This window comes from Ruegeria sp. C8, from assembly GCF_056537565.1.
The window spans coordinates 80,090-91,985 of sequence record NZ_JBQFRV010000001.1; the positions used below are offsets into that span (position 1 = coordinate 80,090).

At 59.4% G+C, this 11,896-nt stretch carries 14 protein-coding genes and 1 tRNA gene; 10 read left to right on the plus strand and 5 right to left on the minus strand.

The genetic code is table 11. The features are described from left to right. Nucleotides 1-17: 17 nt before the first annotated feature. The 3 genes from cysS to ACR0KL_RS00415 are packed head-to-tail and all read left to right on the plus strand — an operon-like array spanning nucleotide 18 to nucleotide 3,880. Nucleotides 18-1,409: a cysteine--tRNA ligase gene (cysS, locus tag ACR0KL_RS00405; protein WP_170675996.1), complete on the plus strand. Its 1,392-nt coding sequence runs from the start codon at nucleotides 18-20 to the stop codon at nucleotides 1,407-1,409. A gap of 57 nt (nucleotides 1,410-1,466) precedes the next feature. After that, nucleotides 1,467-3,101, plus strand: coding sequence for a citramalate synthase (cimA, locus tag ACR0KL_RS00410; RefSeq protein ID WP_480776529.1), 1,635 nt, complete (start codon nucleotides 1,467-1,469; stop codon nucleotides 3,099-3,101). Continuing rightward, on the plus strand, nucleotides 3,098-3,880 hold the full coding sequence (locus ACR0KL_RS00415) for a phytoene/squalene synthase family protein (RefSeq protein ID WP_480776530.1): 783 nt from the start codon (nucleotides 3,098-3,100) through the stop codon (nucleotides 3,878-3,880). The genes cimA and ACR0KL_RS00415 overlap by 4 nt, the downstream gene beginning before the upstream one ends. Here ACR0KL_RS00415 and ACR0KL_RS00420 read toward each other — a convergent pair whose 3' ends face one another. Next, nucleotides 3,881-5,107: an MFS transporter gene (locus ACR0KL_RS00420; protein ID WP_170676143.1), complete on the minus strand. Its 1,227-nt coding sequence runs from the start codon at nucleotides 5,105-5,107 to the stop codon at nucleotides 3,881-3,883. 97 nt (nucleotides 5,108-5,204) lie between these two features. On the opposite strand from ACR0KL_RS00420, the gene ACR0KL_RS00425 reads away from it, so the two are divergent. From ACR0KL_RS00425 to ACR0KL_RS00440, 4 genes are read left to right on the plus strand one after another with little or no spacing between them, the layout of a single operon-like run. Next, on the plus strand, nucleotides 5,205-5,837 hold the full coding sequence (locus ACR0KL_RS00425) for a DNA-3-methyladenine glycosylase 2 family protein (protein ID WP_170675999.1): 633 nt from the start codon (nucleotides 5,205-5,207) through the stop codon (nucleotides 5,835-5,837). Further along, nucleotides 5,834-6,499, plus strand: coding sequence for an alpha/beta hydrolase (locus tag ACR0KL_RS00430; RefSeq protein ID WP_170479682.1), 666 nt, complete (start codon nucleotides 5,834-5,836; stop codon nucleotides 6,497-6,499). Before ACR0KL_RS00425 ends, ACR0KL_RS00430 begins: the two co-directional genes overlap by 4 nt. 2 nt (nucleotides 6,500-6,501) lie before the next feature. After that, nucleotides 6,502-7,005, plus strand: a complete 504-nt coding sequence (locus tag ACR0KL_RS00435) for an N-acetyltransferase family protein (protein ID WP_480554367.1) — start codon at nucleotides 6,502-6,504, stop codon at nucleotides 7,003-7,005. Then, nucleotides 6,999-7,301, plus strand: a complete 303-nt coding sequence (locus ACR0KL_RS00440) for an antibiotic biosynthesis monooxygenase (protein ID WP_170676000.1) — start codon at nucleotides 6,999-7,001, stop codon at nucleotides 7,299-7,301. The genes ACR0KL_RS00435 and ACR0KL_RS00440 overlap by 7 nt, the downstream gene beginning before the upstream one ends. 5 nt (nucleotides 7,302-7,306) lie before the next feature. Here the strand turns inward: ACR0KL_RS00440 and ACR0KL_RS00445 are convergent, their stop codons facing one another. Both ACR0KL_RS00445 and ACR0KL_RS00450 read right to left on the minus strand, forming a co-directional pair. Beyond that, nucleotides 7,307-7,732, minus strand: coding sequence for a VOC family protein (locus ACR0KL_RS00445; RefSeq protein ID WP_170676145.1), 426 nt, complete (start codon nucleotides 7,730-7,732; stop codon nucleotides 7,307-7,309). Between the two features lie 32 nt (nucleotides 7,733-7,764). After that, nucleotides 7,765-8,370, minus strand: a complete 606-nt coding sequence (locus tag ACR0KL_RS00450) for an rRNA large subunit pseudouridine synthase E (protein ID WP_170676001.1) — start codon at nucleotides 8,368-8,370, stop codon at nucleotides 7,765-7,767. Between the two features lie 213 nt (nucleotides 8,371-8,583). Between ACR0KL_RS00450 and ACR0KL_RS00455 the strand changes: the two genes are divergently transcribed. Continuing rightward, nucleotides 8,584-9,171, plus strand: a complete 588-nt coding sequence (locus ACR0KL_RS00455) for an HNH endonuclease (protein WP_170373643.1) — start codon at nucleotides 8,584-8,586, stop codon at nucleotides 9,169-9,171. Here the strand turns inward: ACR0KL_RS00455 and ACR0KL_RS00460 are convergent. Further along, a complete protein-coding gene (locus ACR0KL_RS00460) occupies nucleotides 9,168-9,635 on the minus strand; it encodes a disulfide bond formation protein B (RefSeq protein WP_480776531.1) in 468 nt (155 codons plus the stop codon). The genes ACR0KL_RS00455 and ACR0KL_RS00460 overlap by 4 nt on opposite strands. Then, on the minus strand, nucleotides 9,632-10,210 hold the full coding sequence (locus tag ACR0KL_RS00465; protein WP_170638758.1) for a YqaA family protein: 579 nt from the start codon (nucleotides 10,208-10,210) through the stop codon (nucleotides 9,632-9,634). Before ACR0KL_RS00465 ends, ACR0KL_RS00460 begins: the two co-directional genes overlap by 4 nt. A 145-nt stretch (nucleotides 10,211-10,355) precedes the next feature. On the opposite strand from ACR0KL_RS00465, the gene ACR0KL_RS00470 reads away from it, so the two are divergent. Both ACR0KL_RS00470 and ACR0KL_RS00475 read left to right on the plus strand, forming a co-directional pair. Further along, nucleotides 10,356-10,441: transfer RNA gene (locus ACR0KL_RS00470), tRNA-Leu, on the plus strand. A 403-nt stretch (nucleotides 10,442-10,844) separates the two neighbouring features. After that, nucleotides 10,845-11,813, plus strand: coding sequence for a TAXI family TRAP transporter solute-binding subunit (locus ACR0KL_RS00475; RefSeq protein WP_170373646.1), 969 nt, complete (start codon nucleotides 10,845-10,847; stop codon nucleotides 11,811-11,813). The last annotated feature ends 83 nt before the right edge of the window (nucleotides 11,814-11,896 follow it).

The following is an 11,896-nucleotide window of genomic DNA, read 5'->3' on the forward strand; positions in this document are numbered from 1 at the left end:
CTTTAGGAGCCCGAGTGATGACGACAATCAAGCTGCACAACACGCGGACGCGGACGAAGGAGGATTTCGTTCCGATCAAGGCCGACGACGTGCGGATGTATGTCTGTGGACCCACCGTTTATGATCGGGCCCATCTGGGCAATGCGCGACCGGTGGTTGTGTTCGACACGCTCTATCGGTTGCTGCGCCATGTCTACGGTGCGGATCAGGTCACTTATGTTCGTAACTTCACCGACGTGGATGACAAGATCAATGCCACAGCTTTGGCCCGCAAACAGGCCGGGGCCGAGGGATCATTGGAGCAGTTGGTGCAGGAACGATCCGATGAAACCATCGGATGGTATCTGCATGACATGGGCGCGCTTGGGGCGTTGGAGCCAAACGCTATGCCGCGCGCGACCGAGTATATCGCGCAGATGATTGAGATGATCGAAGGGCTGATCGCGAAGGGTCATGCCTATGCCGCTGAAGGTCATGTGCTGTTTGCTGTCGATAGCTGGAAATCGGGGTACGGAAAGCTTTCCGGTCGCTCGGTCGATGACATGATTGCCGGCGCGCGGGTTGAGGTTGCACCTTACAAAAAGAACCCTATGGATTTTGTGCTGTGGAAGCCTTCGACCGATGAGCTACCGGGGTGGAACTCGCCTTGGGGTCGGGGCCGTCCGGGGTGGCATATAGAATGCTCGGCCATGAGTTATGAGTTGCTGGGGGCGAGTTTTGACATTCACGGCGGCGGCAATGATCTGATGTTCCCGCATCATGAGAATGAGATCGCCCAAAGCTGCTGCGCCCATCCGGAGGGCGAGTTTGCGCGCGTCTGGTTGCATAACGAGATGCTGCAGGTCGAAGGCAAGAAGATGTCCAAGTCGCTGGGCAATTTCTTCACAGTGCATGACTTGCTGGAACAGGGCGTGCCGGGTGAGGTGATCCGCTTTGTTTTCCTGCAAACCCACTATCGCAAACCGATGGACTGGACCGAGAAGAAGGCACGTGAAGCCGAGGCCACCTTGCGCAAGTGGCGGGCGCTGACAGCGGGCATCGAGCCCGCCGCCAGCGCGGCCCCCTCGGTCATTGAGGCGCTGGCGGATGACCTGAACACGGCGGGGGCCATCGCCGAACTGCACCGTTTGGCTGCGGAAGGAGATGCGGCTGGTCTGCTGGCCAGCGCGCAGGTTCTCGGGCTTTTGGGCGACGATATGGGCGCTTGGGCCGAAGTGGTTGATCTGACCACCTTCGCTGCCCGGTTGGCTGAAGCACGTGCCGCGGCGATGCAAAGCAAGGACTTCTCGGAAGTGGATCGTTTGAAATCCGCTTTTGTCGCTGCAGGTCTGGAAGTGCGCATGAGCAAAGAAGGCGTTGAACTGGTTCCGGCTGCGGGATTTGATGCGTCGAAACTGGAAGATGTTTGAAGGAAATCCGCGCGCCACGTGGAAAGATCGACTACTCTGGGCCAGCGGGAGCAAGCCATGACCAAGGAACGCCTCTATCTCTATGACACGACCCTGCGCGACGGGCAGCAGACGCAGGGTGTGCAGTTCTCGACGGCTGAGAAAGTGCAGATCGCGCAGGCTTTGGACGCGCTTGGGGTGGACTATATCGAAGGCGGTTGGCCCGGTGCGAACCCCACGGACAGCGCGTTTTTCGAGGTCGCTCCGAAGACCACCGCACGGTTGACGGCCTTCGGGATGACCAAGCGCTCTGGACGGTCGGCCGAGAATGACGATGTGCTGGCGGCCGTTATGAACGCCGGGACGCAGGCTGTCTGTTTAGTGGGTAAATCCCATGACTACCACGTGACCCATGCGCTTGGCATTTCGCTGGAGGAGAATCTCGAGAACGTCCGCGCCTCTGTCGCGCATCTTGTGGCGCAGGGGCGTGAGGCGCTGTTCGATGCCGAGCATTTCTTTGACGGCTACAAGGACAACCCGGCCTATGCGACCGAGGTCTGCCGGGCCGCTTTGGACGCGGGAGCGCGTTGGGTAGTGTTGTGTGATACGAATGGTGGTGCTTTGCCATCCGAGGTCGGGCGCATTGTGTCCGAGTTGGTCGCCGCAGGCCTGCCAGGGGATCGACTGGGTATTCACACTCACAACGACACAGAAAACGCGGTGGCGTGTTCACTGGCGGCTGTCGATGCGGGCGCGCGCCAGATTCAGGGCACTCTGAACGGTTTGGGAGAGCGATGTGGCAATGCCAACCTGACCGCTCTGATCCCGACATTGCTGTTGAAGGAACCCTATGCCTCGGGGTTCGAGATCGGTGTGAACCCGAACGCGCTGGCCGGTTTGACGCGGGTGAGCAGGATGTTGGACGATATCCTGAACCGAGTGCCGAGCAAGCAAGCGGCTTACGTAGGGGCCTCGGCTTTTGCGCACAAGGCGGGGCTTCATGCGAGTGCGATTCTCAAGGACCCATCGACCTACGAACATATCGACCCGGCGACGGTAGGGAACACGCGGATCATCCCGATGTCGAACCAGGCCGGGCAATCGAACCTGCTCAAACGGCTGACCGACGCAGGCCTGATGGTTGAAAAGGGCGATCCCGCCCTTGGCCGTATCCTCGACCGGATCAAACAGCGCGAGGCTGAGGGGTATTCCTACGACACCGCTCAGGCGAGTTTTGAGATGCTGGCGCGTGATGAGCTGGGGCAGATGCCCGAGTTCTTTGAGGTCAAGCGCTACAAGGTCACCGTTGAACGTCGCAAGAACAAATACAACAAAATGGTCAGCCTGTCCGAGGCCGTGGTTGTGGTGAAAGTGGACGGTGAAAAGAAGCTCTCGGTCAGTGAATCGGTGGATGATCAAGGCAGCGACCGAGGGCCGGTGAACGCGCTCTCCAAGGCGCTGGCAAAGGACCTGGGGCAGTATTCGCAGGTGCTGTCGGATATGCGTCTGGTCGATTTCAAGGTGCGGATCACCCAAGGCGGGACCGAGGCTGTAACGCGCGTCATCATCGACAGTGAAGACGGGCAGGGGCGGCATTGGTCGACCGTGGGTGTCAGTGCCAACATAGTTGACGCCTCGTTCGAGGCACTGCTGGAGGCGATCCAGTGGAAACTGATCCGCGATGGCGGGCATAGGAAAGCGGCGGCCGAGTGACCGCCGTCTTTGAAGAAGACGTAAAGGCTTGTGCGGCCCTTGTGCAAAAGGCCGATCCGGACCGATTTCTTGCCACCATGGCCTCGCCCGTCGAAGCGCGGGCCGTATTGTTTCCGATCTATGCGCTGAATGCCGAAATCGCGCGCGCGCCGTGGGTCACGCAAGAGACGATGATTGCCGAAATGCGCTTGCAATGGTGGCGCGACGCTTTGCAAGAGATTGCCGAAGGGCAACAGGTGCGGCGGCATGAGGTGGTGACCCCTCTGTCCAGGGTGTTGTCGCCACATCTGGCCGGTTTGCTGGATGAATACGTGGCTGTCAGGCGGTGGGATATCTACCGCGATCCGTTCGAAGATACCGAGCATTTCGAGAATTACATCGATCAAAGCGCTGGCACATTGATGGTAGTAGCTGCGCAATCTCTCGGGGCAGCGGATGAGGGCGTTTTGCGCGATTTCGGCTACGCAGTCGGTGTGACAAACTGGTTTCGGGCCATTCCGGAGCTGGAGGCCCGAGGGCGGATTCCTTTGCTCGATGGCACTGAAGACGGAGTACGCGCGTTGGCAAACACTGCGTTGAGGCGGTTGAAGTCCGCGCGCAGCAGGCGATCTGAGGTTTCCCGCGCCGCTCGCCCGGCGCTCTATGCCGGATGGCAGGCCGAGTGGGTTTTGCGGAAGGTTCTGGCCAATCCCGCACGGGTCGCGCGCGGGGATCTGGCGCAGGGGGAACTCGGGCGCAGGTTATCTCTGATGTGGACTGCCAGCACGGGCCGCTGGTGATCAGGCAGTGTCCGGCTCGGCCGGACGCAGGACTAGCCACAACAGTGCGCCACCGGCCAGCGTGAGCAGGGGTACCATAGCGAGGTTCACAGCCGTCCACCCTTCGACCGGGGACCCACCCGAGCAGTTCATCAACCCGCCCGAGGCCAGCGAGGCAAAGGTCACGCCGCCAAACACCAGAAGGTCGTTCATGCCCTGCATCCGGCCACGCTCACTCACGTCATGAGAATCGGCCAGCATTGAGGTCGCGCCAATGAAGCCGAAGTTCCAGCCGATCCCCAGCAGGATCAGCGCGACGAAGAAGTTGCCAAGCTCCACCCCTTGAAGGGCGACAACGCCTGCGGCGCCGAGAATGGCAAGGCCGAGCGCTACGATCTTTTCAACGCCGAAACGGGCGATCAGGTGGCCGGTGAAGAAGCTGGGAATATACATGGCAAGCACGTGGCCAGTCACTACATCTGCGGCGTCATTGGCCGTGTATCCGCACCCGACCACAGCCAGAGGGGTCGAGGTCATTACCAGGTTCATCAGAGCGTAGGACACCATGGCGCAAATAATGGCGACGGCGATCCGAGGGGTCTTTAACATCTCGATCCGCGACCGGCCTTTGGGGCTGTCTTCGCTCGCGCGTGGCGGCGTGGGGATGTCGAGAAAGAAGAACAGCGCCGAGCCGATGACGTTGATGCCGATCACCGCCAGATAGGTGCCCAGGAACGGAATGACATAGGCCGTTGAGGTCAGCTTGACGATCTGCGGGCCAATTATGGCAGCCGCTAGTCCACCCGCCATCACATAGGAAATAGCTTTGGGCCGAAACGCGTCGGATGCGGTGTCCGCCGCCGCAAAACGGTAGAACCCGTGTGCGCTCATGTAGATGCCGGTCAGCAGGCTGCCGATCAGGAAGATCGGGAAAGAGCCCAGATACAGACCATATGCTCCGATCAAACCGCCAAGCGAACCGGCGGTTGTACCGACCAGAAACCCGGCGCGGCGGCCCCAGCGTTGCATGATCGCAGAGATGGGCGTGGCCGCCAGCATCGATCCCAGAACGATCAGCGATATGGGCAGCGTCGCAAGGCAGGCGTTTGTGGCCAGCGATTGCCCGGCCAGCCCTCCGACAATGAACATCATCGGCATTTGCGCGCCCAGAACAGCTTGCGCTGCCACAAGTACGGCCACGTTACGCTTGGCCTGAAAGTCGTTCGGAGTCTCTGAGATCACAGTCATGACGCCATGCGTATCGGCGATCTGCAGCTTGCACAAGCGGGTTGCATACGCGGCAAAGCGCCCTAACGTGCAAGTGACCCAAAACACCGGAGCGCACATGTCCGTCGGACGCATCATCGAAACCAACGCCTGTGTGTCCGAAGGGGCCGAGTGGCTGGCCCAATCCTGTCCGCGTATGGCCTATGCGATGGATCAGACGGGGCCGCTGCCTCTGCGCCGCAAACCGGATGGTTTTGCGCAATTGTTGAGCGCAATCGTCAGTCAGCAGGTCAGCGTGGCCTCGGCCAATGCGATCTGGAAACGGATGCAGGAGGCGAAACTGACCGGCCCGCGCAAGATCATGTGGGCGACTGATGAGGATTTGCGGGCCGTCGGGCTAAGCCGACAGAAGATCCGCTATGCCCGTGCTCTGGCCGAAGCACGTATTGATTACAAAGCGTTACGCGACGCGCCTGATGCAGAAGTCATCTCGACCCTGACCGAAGTATCCGGCATCGGTGTCTGGACCGCCGAGATCTACGCCATGTTTTCGCTGGGCCGCGCCGACGTGATGGCGCCGGGCGATCTGGCGCTGCAAGAGGCTGCCCGGGTTCTTTACGACTTACCCAAACGTCCAACGGACAAAGAGTTGCGACAGATGGCCGAGGTATGGTCGCCCTGGCGGTCGGTTGCGGCGCGGGTTTTGTGGGCCTATTACCGGGTGGCCAAGCAAAGAGAAGGGATCAGATGACACGGGTTTTGAACGCGCTCAGGAAAGAGCCGGTTTCGGGCGACACACGCTCGGTCGTGGTGTTCGTACACGGCTATGGGGCGAACGGGGCCGATCTGTTGGGCCTTGCCGACCCATTGGGCGAGCATTTGCCCGACACGTTGTTCGTAGCCCCCGATGCGCCGGAACAAATCCCCGGAATGCCAAATGGGTTTCAGTGGTTCCCAATCCCGTGGATCGACGGCTCATCCGAGGAGGAATCCCGACGCGGCATGGAGATGGCGAGCGACGACTTCAACGCCTTCCTCGACGCGCTGATGGTGGACGAAGACGTGCTTCCCGAGCAGGTTGTATTGTTCGGATTCAGCCAGGGCACGATGATGAGCCTGCACGTCGCCCCGCGCCGTGAGGACCCAGTGGCTGGCATCGTCGCCTTTTCAGGCCGTTTGCTGGAACCTGATTTGTTGCCTGACGAAACCGTCAGCCGGATGCCGATCCTGTTGGTCCATGGGGATGCGGATGACGTGGTGCCTCCGCAATCGCTGCCCGAGGCCGCCGAGGCCCTGCAAGCGGCAGATTTCAAAGAGGTCTACGCCCATGTCATGAAAGGCACCGGCCACGGCATCGCGCCTGATGGCCTGAGCGTTGCGCTGGCCTTCATGCGCGACAAGCTGAGCCTGTAGCTGTGATTGCGGTTCGCCCCATGATGCCCGAGGATGTGGCCGACGCCTGCCGCATCCTCAACGATATCATCGCCGCAGGTGGGACAACCGCACATGAAATTCCGTTTTCGGAGGCATTGTTTGCAGAAAGCTATCTGACCGGGGTCGATAAGATCTGCTGCCACGTCGCTCTGGACGACCAAGGCGCGGTAGCCGGTTTTCAGTGGTTGGGTACTCATGATGCACTGCCCGAAGATTGCGCGGATATTGCGACCTTCACACGGCGCGATCCTCCGTTGCGCGGCGCAGGGCGTGCGTTGTTTCAAGAAACCTCGAAAACAGCGGCGACCTTGGGGTTCAAGGCGATCAACGCCACCATACGCGCGGACAATTCGCCGGGCCTTGGCTACTACGGAAAAATGGGGTTCGTTGACTATTCTGTGGACTATGGCCGCCCACTGCGGGATGGCACACCGGTCAATCGAATTTCGAAACGCTTTGATCTTGGAAAGGGCAACGCATGTTGATTGTCACCGGAACCGTCGAAGTCTCGGCCGATCATGTGGACAAGGCAGCAGAGGCTGCAAGGGCGATGGTCGCTGAAACGGTGAAAGAACCGGGCTGCCTGATCTATGAATTCAGCCAGGTTCTGGGCCATGCGAACCTCTTCCGGGTTTATGAAGAATGGCAGGATCAGGCCGCGTTAGAGGCGCATTTCGCCGCCGCGCATATGGCTACCTTCCAAGCCGTATTGGCTGAGGTTGGGGTGATCTCAAGCGAGATCTATCGCGTAGTGGGCGGAGAAAAGCAGCCCTTGCGCTGACGGTTTCAGGCCCAAAGGTGCCCTTCGGCAAATTCGACTGAGTTGCCAGAAGGATCGCGCACGTAAAGGGACCGCGCGCCGTTTGGCCAATCGAACTCGGCATCCAGGGGGATGTTCCAATCTAGCAGATGCTTTCGCATTGCAGCCATCTCATCCCGCGTCAGGACGAGGCACACATGCCCCGGCCCAAGCGCGCCGTGCGGAGGGACAGGCAGGTCTGGGTTCAGAGGTGGCTGCTGGGTCTTTTCAGGATTGAATATCAGCAGAACAGAGGCTCCGACCCGATAAAACACGTGGCGGTCCTCAATGCGTTGTATCTTTTCCAGCCCCAGAACCTCACCGTAGAACCGTTCGGCGGCGTCCAGATCATCGACATAAAGCGCCGCTTCCAAGATGGCAGAGGGGGCCGGTATCTCGGGTGTCACCTTCATGCGGTTCAGTTTAGCCCGGCGCGTGTGGTCTGTCACCGTCGGGGGCGTCGATCCCGTTTGCGCTGAGCCGTAGCCTGTATCTGCGGCATCGGCAGGCTGTCCCACTGGCCCGTCTTGAGCCCTTCAAGCGTCCAGTCTCCGATGCGACAGCGGATCAGGCGCAGGGTCGGCAGGCCAACGGCCGCTGTCATCCGGCGCACCTGCCTGTTCTTGCCTTCGCGAATCGTCAGCTCGATCCAGCTGTCCGGCACGGTCTTGCGTTCGCGGATCGGAGGGGTGCGAGGCCATAGGTCTTCGGGCTCTTCAATTTCCCGCACCTTGGCGGGCCGGGTTAGGCCATCCTTCAACTCGACCCCATCGCGCAGGGCCTTGAGGGCCGCCATATCTGGCTCGCCCTCGACTTGCACCCAATAGGTTTTGACCATCTTGTGCTTGGGGTCTGATATCTGCGCCTGCAGCTTGCCATTGTCGGTCAACAGCATCAGCCCTTCGCTGTCACGGTCCAACCGACCAGCGGGATAGACGCCGGGCAGGTCGATGAAATCCGACAGGGTGCTGCGCGGCGACTCGGCGTTTGCGCGGTCGGTGAACTGCGGCAGCACGTCAAAGGGTTTGTTGAATCGAATGAACCAGCTCATACCTCCGCCATAGCCTGCAAAACACGCTGTGTGCAACCTGTGGATAACTGTCATCTGGCTGTTACGGATTCGGCTTACCCAGTCTGCGACATATTGTGGAAACTCAGGGCTTGTCAGAGTTTTAACACGATATATAGTTATCTTAAGGCCGGAGCGGGTGCTCTCCGCTCTGGTGTCACAAACGGGCAGCTGAGAGCGAGGAGCGATTCTGTGATGGACGGAGACTTCAGGACCGATTTTGTAAGAGAGCCGGGTATGCTCAAACAGCATCCGGCCTTGGTTTTGAATGCCGACTACCGCCCTTTATCCTACTACCCCTTGTCTCTGTGGCCGTGGCAGGAGGCGGTCAAGGCGGCCTGGTTGGACAGGGTCGACATCGTGGCTGAATATGACGAAGTGGTCCGCAGCCCGAGTACCGAGATCCGAATACCGTCGGTGGTTGTCCTCAAAGACTATGTAAAACCCAGAAAGCGCGTGGCCTTCACGCGCTTTAATTTATTTCTTAGGGATGAATTCCGCTGCCAGTATTGCGGAAGCCGAGACAACCTGACCTTTGACCACGTTGTGCCGCGTGCCGCCGGAGGGGTGACGAGCTGGCAGAACGTGGTTGCCGCGTGCAGCCCATGTAACTTGCGCAAAGGTTCCAAGTCGCTGCGTCAGGCAGGCATGAGCCTGCGCAAACCACCGCGTCAGCCCGATGCGGAGGCCTTGCGCAATATTGGGCGGAAATTCCCGCCGAACCACCTGCATGACAGCTGGATCGACTTCCTCTATTGGGACGCGGAACTGGACGAGGCTTAAGCCTTCGCCCACCACGCGGCCAGCCAGAGCAGAACAAGAACCGCAGAAAGGGCTGCGTTCCAGCCGGCCATGGACAGGCCGAACATTTCCCACGGAATCTCATCGCAGCGCACCAGCGGGGCGGCCATGATCTGGTTCATCAGTTCTTCTGCCGACAACCCTCCGATATCACCCGAGGTGCAGGTTGAGGGACCTTCCCACCATCCTTGCTCGACGCCCGCGTGGAAAAAGCCAATTCCGGCCGTGATCATCGCGGCCAAGGCTCCGATCAGCGGTAGCGGGTTGAGTTTTGGCAGCACCAAGGCCAGAGCGCCGATCACGACTGCAGCAACATGGGGGTAGCGTTGCCAGATGCACATTTTGCACGGGGCGAGACCGCCAATATGCTGAAATCCCCATGCGCCCAACAACAGGGCCGCCGACCCTCCGGCTGCCAGGATCACGTAAGTCGATCGTTTTGTCATAGATATTTAACCGCCAGAAACCCGCCAAACAGCAGGATGATGAACAGGGTGAACATAAGCCCGAGGCGCTTTTCGATGAAGTCCCGGATCGGCTCTCCGAACTTCCACAACAGGCCTGCCACAAGGAAGAATCGCAACGCACGCGCCAGAATCGAGGTTGCAATAAAGGTGCCCAGCGGCATGCCGGTCCATCCTGACATGATGGTGATCACCTTGTAGGGGAAGGGGGTCACACCGGCGGCCAGCACGGCCCAGAAGCCGAAATCGTTGAAGCGGGTGTTGAACTCTTCCATCGCGTCGGCCTTGCCCATGGATTCGAGAATGGGTTGTCCGATGCTCTCATAGGCAAAGGCACCAATCGCATAGCCCAGCATGCCGCCCAGAACCGAGGCCACCAGGGCCACGCCTGCAATCAGCCACGCCTTCGAGGGGCGCGCCAGAATCATCGGGATCATCAGGACATCGGGTGGAATCGGAAAGAACGAGCTTTCGATAAAGGACACGACGGCAAGCGCCCATAGGGCATGAGGGTGCTCGGCCAGCCGAATGGTCCAGTCATACAGGGATCGCAGCATCACACTCTCACAGTCGCGTCTCAGGTCGTGACAGGCAAACCACGGGCGTGCGGAAGGGTCAACTGCCGTGCGGCCAACAATCGACGGGGCAGTGTGTTTTTGCCTCTGGACCTTCCCAGTCAGGGACGCTAATCCAATGTCCGTGGCCCAAGTGGCGGAATGGTAGACGCAGGGGATTCAAAATCCCCCGGTAGTGATACCGTGCCGGTTCGAGTCCGGCCTTGGGTACCAAAGTAAAAACAGAGAGTTAGGGGAACCTGCTCTCTGTTTTTTCTTTTTCTGGTGATGTCTTGCTACGCATGTGCACCCTTGTTGGGCATCAAACCCGCGATCCTATGAACAAAATGCGTTTTGCCGCGATGCGGGGCCAAGGGCTCAGAAACCGCCGCGCGATGGGGAAAGATTTGAAAACAACCTCATATCTGATGCGTGGGGCGTTCTGTTGAAGGGCTGGCCTTGACTTTCAGCGTATCTGAATGAAACCTCGGACCTATTGGGAGATATCGGAAAATCTATACAGCTGGCCCTGTTGCAATGCGGATTGATCTGACCTATCGGCACAATCCCCAATGCGGGTCCCGGAAGGGAGGCGTCAGCCTTTTCCCGCCCAAGTCATAATAATGGGAGTTCTTAAATGAAAAACAGCAGCAAGCTTAGCCTCGGCGCGTTTGTGACCGCTGCAATGATGGCACCTGCCGCCTATGCGGAAGAGTTCATCACCATCGGCACAGGTGGCGTAACCGGCGTGTACTATCCCACCGGTGGTGCGATCTGCCGTCTGGTCAACAAAGGCCGCAAGGAACACGGCGTACGTTGCTCGGTCGAATCGACCGGCGGCTCGGTCTACAACATCAACACCATCCGCGAGGGTGAGCTGGAGTTTGGTGTGGCCCAGTCCGACTGGCAGTACCACGCATATAACGGCACATCGAAATTCGAAGAGGCTGGCCCCTTCGAAAACCTGCGCGCCGTATTCTCGGTACACCCTGAGCCCTTCACCGTCGTGGCCCGTGCCGATTCCGGCATCGCCAGCTTTGAAGATCTCAAAGGCAAGCGCGTAAACATCGGCAACCCCGGTTCCGGTCAGCGCGGCACCATGGATGTTGTTCTGGAAGCCATGGGCTGGACTCTGGACGACTTCGAACTGGCATCCGAGTTGAAAGCGGCCGAGCAGTCGGCAGCTCTGTGCGACAACCAGATCGACGCGATGATCTACACTGTTGGTCACCCGTCGGGTTCGATCCAGGAAGCGACCACCGCATGTGATTCCGTTCTGGTGAACGTCACTGGCGACGCGATTGACGGCCTGATCGACGGCAACTCGTACTACCGTACCGCGACCATTCCGGGTGGCATGTACCGTGGCTCGGACGGTGACACCACTACCTTTGGTGTTGGCGCGACGTTCGTTACCTCGGCAGATGTGTCGGAAGATGCTGTGTATGCAGTTGTCAGCTCGGTTTTCGAGAACTTCGACGACTTCAAAAAGCTGCACCCTGCATTTGCAAACCTGAAGCCGGAAGAGATGATCGCGGACGGCTTGTCGGCTCCGCTGCATCCGGGTGCTGAAAAGTACTACAAAGAAAAAGGCTGGGTTCAGTAAACCAGACCTGAAGCAGGGTGCCCAAGGGCGCCCTGCAACCCAAGCCCGGATCGAACGGGCAAAAATAAGGCCAAAAAGGCCAT